18 protein-coding genes and 1 riboswitch are annotated in these 15028 nt (G+C 68.9%); of the genes, 10 read left to right on the plus strand and 8 right to left on the minus strand.

The features are described 5' to 3' along the window. The first annotated feature begins 19 nt into the window (after window positions 1-19). From ACOKM3_RS25585 to ACOKM3_RS25600, 4 genes are all read left to right on the plus strand, one after another. Complete coding sequence (locus ACOKM3_RS25585) at window positions 20-436, plus strand: M67 family metallopeptidase (protein ID WP_426903368.1); 417 nt, start codon at window positions 20-22, stop codon at window positions 434-436. A 112-nt stretch (window positions 437-548) separates the two neighbouring features. Further along, complete coding sequence (locus tag ACOKM3_RS25590; protein WP_323179532.1) at window positions 549-650, plus strand: putative leader peptide; 102 nt, start codon at window positions 549-551, stop codon at window positions 648-650. Between the two features lie 117 nt (window positions 651-767). After that, window positions 768-1046, plus strand: a complete 279-nt coding sequence (locus ACOKM3_RS25595; RefSeq protein ID WP_426903369.1) for a MoaD/ThiS family protein — start codon at window positions 768-770, stop codon at window positions 1044-1046. A gap of 8 nt (window positions 1047-1054) precedes the next feature. Beyond that, window positions 1055-2005, plus strand: coding sequence for a PLP-dependent cysteine synthase family protein (locus ACOKM3_RS25600; RefSeq protein ID WP_266710789.1), 951 nt, complete (start codon window positions 1055-1057; stop codon window positions 2003-2005). Window positions 2006-2081: 76 nt separating this feature from the next. Here the strand turns inward: ACOKM3_RS25600 and ACOKM3_RS25605 are convergent, their stop codons facing one another. After that, complete coding sequence (locus tag ACOKM3_RS25605; RefSeq protein WP_426903370.1) at window positions 2082-2528, minus strand: type II toxin-antitoxin system PemK/MazF family toxin; 447 nt, start codon at window positions 2526-2528, stop codon at window positions 2082-2084. A gap of 222 nt (window positions 2529-2750) precedes the next feature. Here ACOKM3_RS25605 and ACOKM3_RS25610 point away from each other — a divergent pair, with 222 nt between their 5' ends. Beyond that, window positions 2751-3503 carry an MBL fold metallo-hydrolase gene (locus ACOKM3_RS25610; protein ID WP_266710785.1) on the plus strand — a complete coding sequence of 251 codons (753 nt, stop codon included), beginning with the start codon at window positions 2751-2753 and terminating at the stop codon, window positions 3501-3503. A gap of 76 nt (window positions 3504-3579) precedes the next feature. Here ACOKM3_RS25610 and ACOKM3_RS25615 read toward each other — a convergent pair whose 3' ends face one another. Together ACOKM3_RS25615 and ACOKM3_RS25620 are read right to left on the minus strand one after the other, a co-directional pair. Beyond that, window positions 3580-4830: a PTS transporter subunit EIIC gene (locus tag ACOKM3_RS25615; protein WP_426903371.1), complete on the minus strand. Its 1251-nt coding sequence runs from the start codon at window positions 4828-4830 to the stop codon at window positions 3580-3582. A 154-nt stretch (window positions 4831-4984) separates the two neighbouring features. Next, complete coding sequence (locus ACOKM3_RS25620) at window positions 4985-6268, minus strand: PTS transporter subunit EIIC (protein WP_426903372.1); 1284 nt, start codon at window positions 6266-6268, stop codon at window positions 4985-4987. Window positions 6269-6467: 199 nt separating this feature from the next. Here ACOKM3_RS25620 and ACOKM3_RS25625 point away from each other — a divergent pair, with 199 nt between their 5' ends. From ACOKM3_RS25625 to rdgB, 4 genes are all read left to right on the plus strand, one after another. Further along, the gene (locus tag ACOKM3_RS25625) at window positions 6468-6701 is read left to right on the plus strand and encodes a PTS glucose/sucrose transporter subunit IIB (RefSeq protein WP_306322340.1); all 234 of its coding nucleotides are present in this window, start codon (window positions 6468-6470) and stop codon (window positions 6699-6701) included. Window positions 6702-6786: 85 nt separating this feature from the next. Then, a complete protein-coding gene (gene rph / locus ACOKM3_RS25630) occupies window positions 6787-7521 on the plus strand; it encodes a ribonuclease PH (protein ID WP_426903373.1) in 735 nt (244 codons plus the stop codon). 166 nt (window positions 7522-7687) lie between these two features. After that, window positions 7688-8080: a hypothetical protein gene (locus ACOKM3_RS25635; protein ID WP_426903374.1), complete on the plus strand. Its 393-nt coding sequence runs from the start codon at window positions 7688-7690 to the stop codon at window positions 8078-8080. A 24-nt stretch (window positions 8081-8104) separates the two neighbouring features. Further along, entirely contained in the window at window positions 8105-8713 is a 609-nt protein-coding gene (rdgB, locus tag ACOKM3_RS25640) for an RdgB/HAM1 family non-canonical purine NTP pyrophosphatase (protein ID WP_426903375.1), read from the plus strand. Between the two features lie 58 nt (window positions 8714-8771). Here rdgB and ACOKM3_RS25645 read toward each other — a convergent pair whose 3' ends face one another. From ACOKM3_RS25645 to ACOKM3_RS25660, 4 genes are read right to left on the minus strand one after another with little or no spacing between them, the layout of a single operon-like run. Beyond that, complete coding sequence (locus tag ACOKM3_RS25645; protein ID WP_426903376.1) at window positions 8772-9512, minus strand: DUF1707 SHOCT-like domain-containing protein; 741 nt, start codon at window positions 9510-9512, stop codon at window positions 8772-8774. A gap of 19 nt (window positions 9513-9531) precedes the next feature. Further along, the gene (locus ACOKM3_RS25650; RefSeq protein WP_426903377.1) at window positions 9532-10521 is read right to left on the minus strand and encodes an ABC transporter ATP-binding protein; all 990 of its coding nucleotides are present in this window, start codon (window positions 10519-10521) and stop codon (window positions 9532-9534) included. 17 nt (window positions 10522-10538) lie between these two features. Then, the gene (locus ACOKM3_RS25655; RefSeq protein ID WP_426906893.1) at window positions 10539-11303 is read right to left on the minus strand and encodes an ABC transporter permease; all 765 of its coding nucleotides are present in this window, start codon (window positions 11301-11303) and stop codon (window positions 10539-10541) included. A 52-nt stretch (window positions 11304-11355) separates the two neighbouring features. Continuing rightward, window positions 11356-12159 (minus strand): ABC transporter permease, encoded by an 804-nt coding sequence (locus tag ACOKM3_RS25660; RefSeq protein ID WP_426903378.1) that lies wholly within the window; start codon window positions 12157-12159, stop codon window positions 11356-11358. Between the two features lie 154 nt (window positions 12160-12313). Here ACOKM3_RS25660 and ACOKM3_RS25665 point away from each other — a divergent pair, with 154 nt between their 5' ends. Next, window positions 12314-14578: a transglycosylase domain-containing protein gene (locus ACOKM3_RS25665; protein WP_426903379.1), complete on the plus strand. Its 2265-nt coding sequence runs from the start codon at window positions 12314-12316 to the stop codon at window positions 14576-14578. On the opposite strand, the gene sugE is transcribed toward ACOKM3_RS25665, so the two are convergent. Further along, window positions 14556-14876, minus strand: coding sequence for a quaternary ammonium compound efflux SMR transporter SugE (sugE, locus tag ACOKM3_RS25670; RefSeq protein WP_426903380.1), 321 nt, complete (start codon window positions 14874-14876; stop codon window positions 14556-14558). The genes ACOKM3_RS25665 and sugE overlap by 23 nt on opposite strands. Before the next feature lie 32 nt (window positions 14877-14908). Continuing rightward, a riboswitch (guanidine-III (ykkC-III) riboswitch) is annotated at window positions 14909-14988 on the minus strand. Window positions 14989-15028 lie beyond the last annotated feature (40 nt).

Below are 15028 nucleotides of genomic sequence, written 5' to 3' on the forward strand. Positions count from 1 at the left end.
ACTTGCTTATGCTGGCCGCATGTTGAAGATTTCCCAGTCCCTGGTCGACCAGATCGTCGAGCACGCCCGCAAGGACCACCCCGACGAGGCCTGCGGCGTCATCGCGGGTCCGGTCGGCGAGGGCCGCCCCGAGCGCTTCATCCCGATGCTGAACGCCGCCCGCTCGCCCACGTTCTACGAGTTCGACTCCGGTGACCTGCTGAAGCTCTACCGCGAGATGGACGACCGCGACGAGGAGCCGGTGGTCATCTACCACTCGCACACGGCCACCGAGGCGTACCCCTCGCGCACCGACGTCACGTACGCGAACGAGCCGAACGCCCACTACGTGCTGGTCTCCACCGCGGACACCGACGACGCGGGCCCCTTCCAGTTCCGCTCGTACCGCATCGTCGAGGGTGAGATCACCGAGGAAGACGTCGAGATCACCGCCTGAGCGCCGCCCGGGCACCGCCCCCGACCATGCAGTTCTCAACTGCCGGACGCATTTCGACCGCATGGTGAGATCACATTCCGGGATCCGGACCGGGAATCGATACGATGAGCCCATGGTTTCCCACGACGTGAGCGAAAAGACGCCGGGCATGCTGCTCGTGGCGCGGCTGCACGTCGACCTGTGCCGCCTCGCCAGCGCCATCTGTCCGCGCTGAGCCGGATCGCCGTACCCGCCGAGGGCCCGCGGCTCCCGCCACCCGCGCACCTGACCGGAAACGCCCGCGCCCAGGCGCGCTCACCCACAGACTTCCGACTCCCGACAGGAGCCCAGCATGGCCATCGAGGTCCGCATCCCGACCATCCTCCGCACCTACACCGACGGCGCGAAGGCCGTCGAAGGCAGCGGTGACAACCTCGGCGCGCTCTTCGCCGACCTGGACACCCGGCACGCGGGCATCGCCGAGCGCATCGTGGACGACGGGAAGCTGCGCCGCTTCGTGAACGTCTACCTGAACGACGAGGACGTCCGCTTCCTCGACGGCATCGACACCAAGCTCAGCGACGGCGACAACGTCACGATCCTGCCGGCCGTGGCCGGCGGAATGCGCTGAGCGGGCTCATGCGCTACGACAGCCCGCTGGCCGCGGTGGGCAACACCCCCCTGGTGCGCCTGCCGCGGCTCTCGCTCTCCGACGACGTGCGGATCTGGGCGAAGCTGGAGGACCGCAACCCGACCGGCTCGATCAAGGACCGCCCCGCGCTCCACATGATCGAACAGGCCGAGAAGGAAGGCCGGATCAAGGCCGGGGACACCATCCTCGAACCCACGTCCGGCAACACCGGCATCTCGCTCGCGATGGCCGCCCGCCTCAAGGGCTACAACATCGTCTGCGTCATGCCGGAGAACACCTCGCAGGAGCGCCGCGACCTGCTCGCCATGTGGGGCGCGGAGATCATTCCCTCCCCGGCCGCGGGCGGCTCCAACACGGCGGTCCGCATCGCCAAGGAGCTGGCCGAGCAGCACCCGGACTGGGTGATGCTCTACCAGTACGGCAACCCGGACAACGCGGGCGCGCACTACGCGACGACCGGCCCGGAGATCCTCACCGACCTCCCGTCCGTCACGCACTTCGTCGCGGGGCTCGGCACCACCGGCACGCTCATGGGCGTCGGCCGGTATCTGCGCGAGCACAAGCCCGACGTCAAGATCGTCGCAGCGGAGCCGCGCTACGACGACCTCGTCTACGGGCTGCGGAACCTCGACGAGGGCTTCGTGCCCGAGCTGTACGACGCGTCGGTGCTCACGACCCGGTTCTCCGTCGGCTCGGCCGACGCGGTGACCCGTACGCGTGACCTCCTCCAGCAGGAGGGCATCTTCGCGGGTGTCTCCACGGGGGCGGCGCTGCATGCGGCGATCGGCGTGGGCAAGAAGGCGGTGAAGGCGGGGGAGTCCGCCGACATCGTGTTCGTCGTCGCCGACGGCGGGTGGAAGTACCTGTCGACGGGCGTCTACACGGCCGCCACCACGGAAGAAGCGATCGAGGTATTGCACGGCCAGTTGTGGGCGTAGGCCCACTCTTAAGCCTCTCAGTGGTTGAGGACGCGGGGCTCCGCCCCGGACCCCGCGCCTCAATCGCCGGCGGGGCTTATTTTTGGCCCAGGTGCCGCACCTGATCCCACAGCCCCGGATCGATCACCCCGGCCGGCCGCCGGAAATCCCCCAGAGGGACTTTGCGGAGCTCATCCGTCTCCAGGAAGCTCGCCCGCCCCCGCGCGTCCCCCACCGTCCCGGGCGGCAGCGCGATGACCCCCGGCCGCTCGTCGTGGTACCGGCTGGTGATCTTGGCGACCGTCGCCACCCCCCGCCGCACCGACAGGACCAGGCACGGCCGATCCTTCCCGCCGGGCCCGTCCTCGTACGGCACCATCGCCCACCAGATGTCACCCGGCTCGGGCCCCCGCGCATGCGCGTCCCGCGGCACATGCCGCTCCCGGCGGCGGTGACGCGTGCCGCGTCCCCACCCGTCGACCAGCGTCGCGACGAGCGCGAGCAGTACGACGGCAGCGAGCGCGAGCCACCAGGACGTGTCCATAGGCATGACGGTACCGGTGGGACACGCGGGGTGCTCCCGCGGCCCCGAAGCCCTCCGAACCGGTGACAGCGCAGGTGAGTTCGCCCACAACAGCCCGTGACGGAGGAGCCACCCGCCCTTTTGCGCCTTACGCTCGACTGACCCCTTCGGCACAGGCCCCGGCCCACGGCCCGTGGCTCCACCCCGCATTTCCGACCGCCAGCGCGGAGGTTGAAAGCTCTTATGAAGCTCACCGTCGTCGGCTGCTCGGGGTCGTTCCCGTCCGCGGATTCGGCCTGCTCGAGCTACCTCGTCGAGGCCGACGGCTACCGGCTGCTCCTCGACATGGGCAATGGCGCCCTGGGCGAGCTGCAGCGCCACGTCGGTCTCTACGACCTCGACGCGATCTTCCTTTCGCATCTGCACGCGGACCACTGCATCGACATGTGCGCGTACTTCGTCGTGCGCTACTACCGCCACGACGGCGGCCGTTGCGCCCCCATGCCCGTCTACGGACCCGAGGGCACCGAGCAGCGCCTGACCACCGCGCACGCCGACACGCCCTCGGCCTCCGCGTTCAGCGAGGTCTTCGACTTCCACACCGTGAAGCCGGGTTCGTACGAGATCGGGCCGTTCTCCGTCCGCATGGAGAAGGTGTGCCACCCCGTGGAGTCGTACGCGATCCGGGTCGAGCACGGCGGGCGCTCCCTGACGTACTCCGGGGACACCGGGCCGTGCGCCGCGCTGGACGAACTGGCGGAGGACAGCGACCTGTTCCTGTGCGAGGCCGCGTTCACGCACGGCAAGGAGAACATCCCGGCGCTGCACCTCAACGGCCGGGAGGCGGGGGAGGCGGCGCAGCGCTCCCGCACCCGCAAGCTCGTCCTGACGCACATCCCGCCGTGGACCGACCCGCAGGTGAACCTCGCGGACGCGCGCGCGGTGTACGACGGCCCGGTCGAGTTGGCCGCGCCCGGAGTGACGTACACGGTCTGAGAGACGTACGAGGAAGGCCCCGGAACCGAAGCGGTTCCGGGGCCTTCCTCGTCGTGCGGTCACACGGGGGAGGGGCTCACGCCTTCGTGAGGTCCTCGATCTCCTCCTCGGGCTCGCGGCCCGGGGTGGTGAGGTTGAACTTGATGATCGCGAAGCGGAACACCACGTAGTAGAGGACCGCCATGACCAGGCCGATCGGGATGATCAGCCATGGCTTGGTCGCGAGGTTCCAGTTCAGGGCGTAGTCGATGAAGCCCGCCGAGAAGTTGAAGCCCGCGTGGACGCCGAGACCCCAGGTGATCGCCATGGAGACGGCGGTCAGGACCGCGTGCAGCACGTACAGCAGCGGCGCGATGAACATGAAGGTGAACTCGATCGGCTCGGTCACACCGGTGACGAACGAGGTCAGCGCGAGCGAGACCATCATGCCCATCACGACCTTGCGGCGCTCGGGGCGTGCGCAGTGCGCGATGGCGATGGCGGCGGCCGGCAGACCGAACATCATGATCGGGAAGAAGCCGGCCTGGTACATGCCGGCCGACGGGTCGCCCGCGAGGAAGCGCGTGATGTCGCCGTGCACGACGGAGCCGTCGGGCTTCGTGAAGTCACCGAGCTGGAACCAGGCCACCGTGTTGACGAACTGGTGCATGCCGATCGGGATCAGACCGCGGTTGATCAGGCCGAACAGGCCCGCGCCACCGGCGCCGAGGCCGGTCATCCACTCGGCGAAGCTGGTGATGCCCTCGCCGATGGGCTCCCAGATCAGGCCGAAGAAGACGCCGACGACGATGCCGACGAAGGCCATGATGATCGGGACGAGCCGGCGGCCGTTGAAGAAGCCGAGCCAGTCGACGAGCTTGGTGCGGTGGTACTTCTGCCAGAAGACGGCCGCCAGCAGACCCATGATGATGCCGCCGAGGACACCGGGGTTGTTGTAGACGGCGGCGACGTCCTCGCCCTTCTTGATGACTGCCTCGTGGACCGGGAAGGCCTCGAGGACCTTGCTGTAGACGAGGAAGCCGACGAGGGCGGCGAGCGCCGTCGAGCCATCGGACTTCTTGGCGAAGCCGATGGCCACGCCTATGCAGAACAGGATCGGCAGGCTGTCCGTGATCGCCGAACCGGCGTTGGCGAAGACCGTGGCGACAGTGCCCCAGCCCAGACCGTCCTTTCCGAAGACGTCATCGGCGCCGAGCCGCACCATGATGCCGGCGGCGGGAAGCACCGCGATCGGCAACTGCAGGCTGCGGCCCACCTTTTGGAGGCCCTGGAAAAGGCCGGAACCCCGCTTCTTTGCGGGGGCCGCCGTAGCGCTGGCGGTGCTCATCAACTTCCTCCATGAAAAGCAGATGGTCTACACCACTCAGTGGTGTAGACCTGTTGTAGCACGGTGAAGGCGGGATAAGGAACCCTTGATTCCCACGGCAATGGGCCCCCGGACCGAGTGGTCCGGGGGCCCATCGCGAAGGAGCCGAAAAGCGTTATGCCTTGGTGATGTCCTCGACTTCTTCCTCGGGCTCGCGACCCGGTGTCTTGATGTCCCACTTCGTGATCGCGAAACGGAAGATCACGTAATAGAGGACGGCGAAGGCGAGGCCGATCGGAATGATCATCCATGGCTTGGTGGCCAGGTTCCAGTTGATCAGGTAGTCGATCAGGCCCGCGGAGAAACTGAAGCCGTCCTTGACGCCGAGCGCCCAGGTCACCGCCATCGAGACACCGGTCAGCACCGCGTGCACCGCGTACAGCGCCGGCGCGATGAAGACGAAGGAGTACTCGATGGGCTCGGTGATACCCGTGACGAACGAGGTCAGCGCGAGCGACAGCATCATGCCGCCGACCACCTTGCGCCGCTCCGGCCGTGCGCAGTGGACGATCGCGAGACAGGCCGCAGGGAGGGCGAACATCATGATCGGGAAGAAGCCCGACTGGTAGATGCCCGCGCTCGGGTCGCCGCTCAGGAACATGTTGATGTCGCCGTGCACGGTCGTGCCGTCGGGCTTCGTGTACGAGCCGAACTGGAACCACAAAGGCACGTTGAGGAACTGGTGCAGGCCGATCACGAGCAGCGCGCGGTTGGCGACACCGAAGATGCCGGACCCGACGGCGCCCAGGCTCTCCAGCCAGTTCGAGAAGCTCTCCAGGGCGTCACCGATCGCGGGCCAGACCCACAGGCACAGCGCGGCGAAGACGATGCCGACGAAGGCCATGATGATCGGGACGAGCCGGCGGCCGTTGAAGAAGCCGAGCCAGGAGACCAACTTCGTACGGTGGTAGCGGACCCAGAAGAACGAGGCCAGAAAGCCCATGATGATGCCGCCGAACACCCCGGGGTTCTGGAACGTCGCGGCGGTCACCGCCCCGTCCGCCAGACAGCCCGTCGCCACCGTCTTCGACCCGGACGGGCAGTCGATCGGGAACTGGTGCAGCACGCCCCGGTAGACGAGGAAGCCCGCCACCGCCGCCAGAGCCGTCGAACCGTCCGCCTTCTTGGCCATGCCGATCGCGACACCGATGCAGAAGAGCAGCGGCAGACCGAGGTCGGCGTCGAGCAGCGCGCCGCCCGCGCCCGAGAAGACCTTCGCGACATTGGTCCAGCCGAGACCGTCGTCGCCGAAGACATCGGGCTGGCCGAGCCGGTTGACGATGCCCGCCGCCGGCAGCACGGCGATGGGCAGTTGAAGGCTGCGCCCCATCTTCTGGAGCCCCTGGAAGAAGTTGCTCCAGGGGCTCGGTCGTGGTGCGGCGGCCGCGTTGGAGCTCATGGGCGTCCTCCCGGAACAGGCCACGTTTGGCGGGCGTCAGATACTCTGGCTACTGGTGTAGACCAGTTGCGGGGACGGGTCGGTCCGTGCTCGTCATCTTTCGTCACGGGCGGGATTACCGCCCGCGAAGATGGGCCAACCGTGGGTTACCGTGACAAAGCGGCCCAGAGGCGGGCCCGGAGAACACAGGGAGAACGAAATGGCCACGAAGGCTGAGAAGATCGTCGCCGGCCTCGGCGGACTCGACAACATCGAAGAGGTCGAGGGCTGCATCACCCGCCTGCGTACCGAGGTCTCCGACCCGAGCCTGGTCGACGAGGCCGCGCTCAAGGCCGCCGGCGCCCACGGCGTCGTCAAGATGGGCACCGCGATCCAGGTCGTCATCGGCACCGACGCGGACCCCATCGCCGCCGACATCGAAGACATGATGTGACCTCGCCCCACTGAGGCCACACGCACGAAGGCCCCACCCCCACGCAAGGGGTGGGGCCTTCGGCGCACCCGATACGCTCCTCCCTATGTCTCGCATCGACGGCCGCACCCCCGAACAGCTCCGCCCGATCACCATCGAACGCGGCTGGAGCAAGCACGCCGAAGGCTCCGTCCTCGTCTCCTTCGGAGACACCAAGGTCTTCTGCACCGCCTCCTTCACCGAAGGCGTCCCGCGCTGGCGCAAGGGCAGCGGAGAGGGCTGGGTCACCGCCGAGTACTCGATGCTGCCGCGCTCCACGAACACCCGCGGCGACCGCGAGGCCGTCCGCGGCAAGATCGGCGGGCGCACCCACGAGATCAGCCGCCTCATCGGCCGGTCCCTGCGCGCCGTCATCGACTACAAGGCCCTCGGCGAGAACACCATCGTCCTCGACTGCGACGTCCTCCAGGCCGACGGGGGCACCCGCACGGCCGCCATCACCGGCGCGTACGTGGCGCTTGCCGACGCCATCTCCTGGGCCCAGGGCAAGAAGCTGATCAAGGCCGGCCGCAAGCCGCTGACCGGGTCCGTGAGCGCCGTCTCCGTCGGCATCATCGACGGCGTCCCGATGCTCGACCTCCCGTACGAGGAGGATGTGCGCGCCGACACCGACATGAACGTCGTCTGCACCGGCGACGGCCGCTTCGTCGAGATCCAGGGCACCGCCGAGGCCGAGCCCTTCGCGCGCGACGAGCTCAACGTGCTTCTGGACCTGGCCGTCGGCGGCTGCGACGAGCTCGCGGCGATCCAGCGCAAGGCGCTGGAGGAGACCCTCCCCTAGGACTGCCGGGTCGCCGCCTGGCTCTCCGACCAGGTAAAGAACTCCCCAAGTAGGGTGGCCGGGCACAGCAACCGCACAGCCATCGACTGCGTCACTACGGGTGGGTGGACGGCGCACGACACCAACTGCCGTCCAGCCGTCCGTACTTCAGGGGGAGGACCCTTCCATGCCCGCGCGCCACCGCCGTCTCGCCGTACTGGCCGCCACCGCGGCACTCGTCGCGATTCCGGTCACCGTCGGCTGCTCGGCCGTCGACAAGGCACTCGACTGTGCCCGCACCGCCGACTCCATCGCCGACAGCGTGACCGACCTCCAGCAGGCCGTGGAGAACGCGTCCAACGACCCGACGCAGGCCGGCGAGTCCCTCGACAAGATCGACAAGAACCTCGACGACATCGGCGACAAGACCGACAACGCGGATGTCTCGAAGGCCGTCGACGACCTCAACAAGGCGGTGGACAACGTCCGTACGTCGATCAAGAACGGCGACGCGGCCCCGGACGTGACCCCGGTCACCGACTCCGCGGGCGAGCTGACGAAGGTCTGCACGTCGTCGTAGCGGTCGCCTGGGACACTGGGGGGCATGACCCGCCTCATCCTCGCCACCCGTAACAACGGCAAGATCGTCGAGCTGCGCTCCATCCTCGCCGACGCCGGTCTGCCTCACGAACTGGTCGGCGCCGACGCGTACCCCGAGGTCCCGGACGTCCGGGAGACCGGGGTGACGTTCGCCGAGAACGCCCTCCTCAAGGCCCACGCCCTGGCCCGGGCCACCGGGCTGCCCGCCGTCGCCGACGACTCCGGCCTCTGCGTCGATGTCCTGGGCGGTGCGCCCGGGATCTTCTCGGCGCGTTGGGCCGGGAAGCACGGTGACGACCAGGCGAACCTGGAGCTGTTGCTGGCGCAGCTCGGCGACATCGACGAGGACCGGCACCGTACGGCCCACTTCGCGTGTGCGGCGGCGCTTGCGTTGCCGGACGGTACGGAGCGGGTGGTCGAGGGCCGGCTCCGTGGCGTCCTGCGCCACGCCCCGGCGGGCTCGGGTGGGTTCGGCTACGACCCGATCCTCCAGGTCGAGGGGGACACCCGTACGTGTGCGGAGCTGACGGCCGACGAGAAGAACGCGATCTCCCACCGCGGGAAGGCGTTCCGGGCGCTGGTCCCGGTGGTCCGGGAACTGTTGGCCAAATAGAGCCCCTCCGGCGATTGAGGAGCGGGGTCCGGGGCAGAGCCCCGAGGGCGGCGGCACGTCACGGCGTGTCGTCCGGCCCCCGGTCGAGCCCCCGCTGGTCCGAGCGGCGGTCCAACTTCTCCTGCCGGCGCGCCGCCTTGAGGCGTTGGCGTTCGGCGCGGGTGACCTTGCGTTCCACGCCGACGCCGCCCCAGAACGCGAAACCGGTGACCACCACGCGCGGCGCGCCCGCGTCGCCCGGCACGCCCTCCTCGCTGTGGTCGAAGCCGCCCATGATGCCGATGCCGCGCACCACGACCTCGACGCCGGGCGGCACGACCACGTTCATGCCGCCCATGACCGCCACGCAGTTGATCACGATCTCCCGCGCCTCGAAGTCCGCCTCGCGCAGATCGATCTCGCCGCCGCCCCAGAACGCGAAACAGTTGAACCGCCTCGGCGCCGTCCACCGCCCCTTGCGCTGGAACCCCGACATGACCCCGACGCCCCACGTGGAACTCGCCTCGCCCCGGATCCGCGAAGCCCAGTCGACGGCCCCCTCCGGCAGCGGCTCCTTCACGAAACTCACGGCCCCCGAAGCGCCCGCCCCGGCCGGCAGGTCCTTCGTCAGCGGCGCCAACTCCCCGTACGTACGCGCCTGATACGCCGCGTCGAGCCGCTCGCCGAACTCCTCCATGTCGAGCCGCCCCTCCGCGAGCGCGTCCCGCAGACGCTCGGCGACGAGCTCGCGGTCGGCATCGGACGCGCGCAGTTCGGGGGTGGCAGCGGAGGGCCTCGGGCGGCCGGATTCGTCCGTCATAGGGGTCAGCGTACGTAGGTCAGGGCGATACGGACGTGTCCCTCGCGTACATTCGCGCGATGACCGCCTCGATGTCCGGCTCGCGCACCGACAGGTCGACCATCGGATACCGCTCGGCGATCCGCGCCACGAGCGGCGCCGCCGACTGCCCGGCCGGGAACGCCAGCCACTGCCGTGCCCCTTCCACCTTCACCACCCGCGCGAACTCGACCTCCAGCGGCGGCAGTTCACGCTCCAGGTCGACCACGAGGGTGCGTTCGGCCGCGGCGCCGCCCGTCGCGTGCAGGCCCTCCAGCTCACCGTCGTACATGAGCTTTCCGTGGTCGATGACCATCACGCGGCGGCACAGCTGCTCGATGTCGGTGAGGTCGTGCGTCGTGAGCAGCACCGTCGTGCCGCGGTCGGCGTTCAAGTCCCTCAGGAATCCGCGTACTTTGACCTTCGAGACGACGTCGAGGCCGATCGTCGGCTCGTCCAGGTACAGCACCTCGGGGTCGTGCAGCAGCGCCGCCGCGATGTCGCCGCGCATCCGCTGGCCGAGCGACAGCTGTCGTACGGGCGCGTCCAACAGGTCGCCCAGTTCCAGGAGTTCGACGAGGCGGGCGAGGTTCTCCTCGTAGCGGCTCTCCTCGATCCGGTACATGCGCCGCATCAGGCGGTACGAGTCGATCAGCGGCAGATCCCACCACAGCGTCGTCCGCTGGCCGAAGACCACGCCCATGCGGCTCGCCAGGCGGGCCCGCTCCCGAGAAGGGTCGATGCCGGCGACCCGGAGCCGGCCCGCGCTCGGCGTGAGGATCCCCGTCAGCATCTTGATCGTCGTCGACTTGCCCGCGCCGTTCGGACCGATGTAGCCGACCATCTCGCCGCGCCGCACGCCGAAGCTCAGCGAGTCCACGGCCCGCACCTCGCGCCGCTCCCGCCGCATGAAGCCCGTCTTGCGCCGTACGTCGAAGACCTTCTCGACCTCGTCGAGCCGGATGAACTCGTCACCCGTCTCGTCACCCATGGGGCCCACTTCCACCATCAACTCCCCGTGCTGCGATACGTACGAAGCGCCGCCCGCCAGGCGGACAGCGCGAGGGCCAGACAGGCGGCCGCCACCAGCGGCGGCGCGAACGCCACCCACCGCGGCAGGTCGAGCGGATAAGGGCGGCCCAGGATGTAGAGGCCGGGCAGCCAGTTCACGAAGGCCAGGGGCAGAACGAACGTGACACTTCTCAGCAAGGCGTCACCGAACACCGTGGGCGGGTAGCTGAGCATGGCGTTGCCGCCGAACGTCGCCGCGTTCTGCACCTCGGAGGCGTCCTGCGCGACGATCTGGAAGGCCGCGCCCGCGATGAACACGGCCGTGAAGATGGCCCCGCCGCTGACCACCAGGACCGGGACCAGCAGCACCTTCAGCGGCGTCCACGCCACGTCGACCACGGTCAGGCCATAGCCGAGCACCACCACGCCCTGCGTGACCCGCCCCAGCCTGCGCAGCGCGAACCGGTCCGCCGCCACCTGCGCGAGCACCGGCGCCGGCCGCACCAGGAACGTGTCGAGCGTGCCGTCCCGCACCCGCTGCCCCAGCCGCCCCACCGACCCGAACGCCAGATCCGCCAGGCCGAAGGACGTGCCCGCCGCCCCGTACAGAAAGGCGATCTCGGGAAGCCCGTACCCGCCGAGCCGGTCCACCTGCGAGAACATCAGCAGGATCCCGACGAACTCCAGCCCTGTCACCGCGAAGTTCCCGAAGACCGTCATCAGGAACGACGCCCGGTACGTCATCGTCGACCGGATCCACATCCCGCCCACCAGCCGGTACGTCCGCAGCGACTCGGCAAGCACCGTGCCCCGCTCAGCCACCCTGCACCACCACCCTCCGTGTCGCGGCGGACTGCAACAGCCGCCCGGCGCCCAGCAGCACCACCGCCCACACCCCCTGGAACAGCAGCGCCCCGCCCACACCCCGCTCACCGAGCAGCACATCCGCCGGCACCTGGAGCAGCGCCGACCACGGCAGCGCGCGGGCGAACTCGCCGAAGGCCCCCGGGAACACGTTCAGCGGCAGCAGCATCCCCGACATGAACGTCGACACGAGCCCCGACATCTGCACGATCCCGCTGCCGTCCATCAGCCAGAACGCCGACAGCGCCACCAGATAGCGCAGCGCGAAACTCACCGTCGCCCCGGCGAGCAGAGTCAACAGGAACGCCAGCCACCTCAACGGGTCGGCGGGCAGCGCGAGTTGGAAGATCAGCGCTCCCACCGCCATCGGCACGACCCCGCGCCCCAGGAACTGAAAGGCCGCCCGGCCGAGGTCCTGCGCCAGCCACCAGCACTGCAGATCCACCGGCCGGTACAGGTCGACCGCGATGTCCCCGCTGCGGATCCGCTCCATCAGATCGGTCTCGAAACCGCCGCCGATCTGCAGGACCATCACCGCGAACATCGCCTGCCCGACCCACACGAACGTCAGAGCCTGCGCCTGGTCGTACCCGCCGAGACGCGGCCGCTCGTCCCACAGCGCGATATAGGTGCAGGCGATGATCAGGCCGAACACCGTGTTCGTGAAGACCCCGGCGAGCGTCGCCCCGCGATAGGTGGCGTATCTGCGGAAACCTCCTGCGGCGACGGTCGCGTACAGCCGCACTGCTCCCACCGGTCCCCCTCGCGAAATAGGCCGAAGCGCAGGAGCCTAGTCACAGGGCGCGTCGCCTGCCACGGATTTTCCATGGGATGTAGCAGTCTTAGAGGTCTTATGTGCCATACGAGGCGTACGTGACGTACGACGCGGATCAGGAGTTCCACAGGACATGAGCAGCGACGAGCCGGAGCAGCCCGAGCAGCCGACGGATCCCCAGGAACCGGGCGGGCCCGGCACGGGCGCCACGCCCGCCGCCGCGGGCAAGGGCAAGCGGCCCAAGCGCACCGGCTGGCGGCGCCTGATCCCCACGTGGCGGATGGTGCTCGGCGGCCTCGTCGCCTTCATCCTGCTGTGCGTCGGCCTGTTCGCCCTCGGCTACTTCCTCGTGGACATCCCCGCCGCCAACTCGGCGGCGACCGCGCAGAGCAACGTGTACCTGTACGCGGACGGCAGCCAGATCGCCCGCGACGGCGAGGTCAACCGCGAGAACGTGAGCCTCACCCAGATCCCCAAATCCGTGCAGCACGCCGTGCTCGCCGCCGAGGACCGCGACTTCTACTCCGAATCCGCCGTCGACCCGCAGGCCATGCTGCGCGCCGCCTGGTACACGATCACCGGCAAGGGCAAACAGTCCGGCTCCACGATCACCCAGCAGTACGTGAAGAACTACTACCTGGGCCAGGAGCAGACCGTCACCCGGAAGGTGAAGGAGTTCTTCATCTCCATCAAGCTGGACCGCGAGAAGTCCAAGGACGACATCCTCGAGGGCTACCTCAACACCAGCTACTTCGGGCGCAACGCGTACGGCATCCAGGCCGCCGCCCAGGCGTACTACGGCGAGGACGTCCAGGACCTGTCGACCGCCCAGGGCGCCTACCTCGCGGCCCTCGTGAACGCCCCGAGCGCGTACGACGTGGCCGCCCACCCCGAGAACAAGGAAGCGGCCACCGCCCGCTGGAACTACGTGCTCGACGGCATGGTCAAGGAGGGCTGGCTCGACGCCTCCGACCGCAAGAACATGAAGTTCCCCGTGCCCGACCAGGCGAAGGCGCCCTCGGGCCTCTCCGGGCAGCGCGGCTACCTCGTGCAGGCCGTGAAGGACTACATCACCGACAACAAGATCCTCGACGAGGACACCCTCGCGGGCGGCGGCTACCGCATCACCACCACGCTCCAGAAGAAGAAACAGGACGCCTTCCAAAAGGCCGTCGACGACCAGCTGATGTCGAAGCTCGACAAGAACGCCCGGGACATCGACAAGAACGTCCGCGCGGGCGGCGCCGCCATCGACCCGTCGAACGGCAAGGTGCGCGCCATGTACGGCGGCGTCGACTACACGAAGCAGTACGTCAACAACGCCACACGCCGCGACTACCAAGTCGGCTCCACGTTCAAGCCGTTCGTGTTCACGTCCGCCGTCGAGAACGCCTCGACCACGCAGGACGGCCGCAGGATCACCCCCAGCACCATCTACGACGGCACCAACAAGCGCCCCGTACAAGGCTGGGACGGCGGCCACTACGCCCCCGCCAACGAGGACGACCGCTCCTACGGCAACATCACCGTCTCCACCGCCACCGACAAGTCCGTCAACGCCGTGTACGCGCAGATGGCCGTCGACGTCGGCTCCGACAAGGTCAAGCAGACCGCCCTCGACCTCGGCATCCCCTCGGACACCCCGGACCTGACGGCCTCACCCTCGATCGCGCTCGGCCCGTCCACCGCGTCCGTCCTCGACATGACCGAGGCGTACGCGACGCTCGCCAACCACGGCGAGCACGGCCGGTACACGCTGCTCGACTCGATCACCAAGAACGGCGAGGACATCACGCTCCCCAAGAAGGAGACCCGGCAGGCCGTCCCCCGCGCGGCCGCCGACACCACGACGTCGATCCTCAAATCGGTCGTCGACGGCGGTACCGGCACCGCCGCCAAGGCCGCGGGCCGCCCCGCCGCCGGCAAGACCGGCACCGCGGAGGAGGACAAGGCGGCCTGGTTCGCCGGCTACACCCCGGACCTCGCCACCGTCGTCTCCGTGATGGGCCAGGACCCGACCTCCGGCGCACAGACCCCGCTGTACGGGGCGACGGGCCTCGACCGGATCAACGGCGGCGGATACCCGGCGCAGATCTGGGCCCAGTTCACACAGGCGGCGCTGTCCGGCACCCCGGCCAACGACTTCGACCTCGACCTCCAGAGCGGCGCCGAACAGGAACCGCTGCCCTCGACCTCGGAATCCGCATCGGAATCGACGACCGAATCCCCCTCGGACACCGCCTCCGCGACCCCCTCCGACGAGGACACCCCGTCCGACGAACCGTCGAGCGAGACACCCCCGTCCGAGGAGTCGACGGGCGGCGGGGAAGACCCCACCGATTCCCCCAGCCCCGACGACACGGGCCTGAACCCCCTCAGTGCCCAGAAGTCACCTTGAGCCCCACGATCGCGACGAGCAGCAGTGCGATGAAGCCGATTCGGGCCGCGGACGCGGGTTCGCCGAGGGCGACCATTCCGACGATCGCGGCTCCCGCGGCCCCGATCCCCACCCACACGCCGTACGCGGTACCGATGGGCAGGGACTTGGCGGCGTAGGACAGGAGCAGCATGCTCGCGACGATTCCGGCGCCGGTGAAGACGCTCGGCCAAAGGCGGGTGAAGCCCTCGGTGTACTTCATGCCGATCGACCAGGCGACTTCGAGAAGTCCGGCAACAGCGATCAGGATCCAGGCCATGACTGGCACCTCCGTCAGTGGTTCTCAACAGGGGTGCGTCGTCTTTGCGAAGTGCGGCTCAGCCCGGTACGGCGCGTCTCGTCGGGGTCCCTCAAAGGTAGCAAAGGACAGATAAAAAGGGCTGGTGACGATGGTCACCAGCCCTCTCCTCA

Source organism: Streptomyces nidicola, assembly GCF_050106155.1.
GTDB lineage: Bacteria > Actinomycetota > Actinomycetes > Streptomycetales > Streptomycetaceae > Streptomyces.

Coding starts and splice junctions, on each gene's coding strand:
- ACOKM3_RS25585 (WP_426903368.1), top strand. CDS start 20: ATGTTGAAGATTTCCCAGTCCCTGGTCGACCAGATCGTCGAGCACGCC.
- ACOKM3_RS25590 (WP_323179532.1), top strand. CDS start 549: ATGGTTTCCCACGACGTGAGCGAAAAGACGCCGGGCATGCTGCTCGTG.
- ACOKM3_RS25595 (WP_426903369.1), top strand. CDS start 768: ATGGCCATCGAGGTCCGCATCCCGACCATCCTCCGCACCTACACCGAC.
- ACOKM3_RS25600 (WP_266710789.1), top strand. CDS start 1,055: ATGCGCTACGACAGCCCGCTGGCCGCGGTGGGCAACACCCCCCTGGTG.
- ACOKM3_RS25605 (WP_426903370.1), bottom strand. CDS start 2,528: ATGGACACGTCCTGGTGGCTCGCGCTCGCTGCCGTCGTACTGCTCGCG.
- ACOKM3_RS25610 (WP_266710785.1), top strand. CDS start 2,751: ATGAAGCTCACCGTCGTCGGCTGCTCGGGGTCGTTCCCGTCCGCGGAT.
- ACOKM3_RS25615 (WP_426903371.1), bottom strand. CDS start 4,830: ATGAGCACCGCCAGCGCTACGGCGGCCCCCGCAAAGAAGCGGGGTTCC.
- ACOKM3_RS25620 (WP_426903372.1), bottom strand. CDS start 6,268: ATGAGCTCCAACGCGGCCGCCGCACCACGACCGAGCCCCTGGAGCAAC.
- ACOKM3_RS25625 (WP_306322340.1), top strand. CDS start 6,468: ATGGCCACGAAGGCTGAGAAGATCGTCGCCGGCCTCGGCGGACTCGAC.
- rph (WP_426903373.1), top strand. CDS start 6,787: ATGTCTCGCATCGACGGCCGCACCCCCGAACAGCTCCGCCCGATCACC.
- ACOKM3_RS25635 (WP_426903374.1), top strand. CDS start 7,688: ATGCCCGCGCGCCACCGCCGTCTCGCCGTACTGGCCGCCACCGCGGCA.
- rdgB (WP_426903375.1), top strand. CDS start 8,105: ATGACCCGCCTCATCCTCGCCACCCGTAACAACGGCAAGATCGTCGAG.
- ACOKM3_RS25645 (WP_426903376.1), bottom strand. CDS start 9,512: ATGACGGACGAATCCGGCCGCCCGAGGCCCTCCGCTGCCACCCCCGAA.
- ACOKM3_RS25650 (WP_426903377.1), bottom strand. CDS start 10,521: ATGGGTGACGAGACGGGTGACGAGTTCATCCGGCTCGACGAGGTCGAG.
- ACOKM3_RS25655 (WP_426906893.1), bottom strand. CDS start 11,303: ATGTGGATCCGGTCGACGATGACGTACCGGGCGTCGTTCCTGATGACG.
- ACOKM3_RS25665 (WP_426903379.1), top strand. CDS start 12,314: ATGAGCAGCGACGAGCCGGAGCAGCCCGAGCAGCCGACGGATCCCCAG.
- sugE (WP_426903380.1), bottom strand. CDS start 14,876: ATGGCCTGGATCCTGATCGCTGTTGCCGGACTTCTCGAAGTCGCCTGG.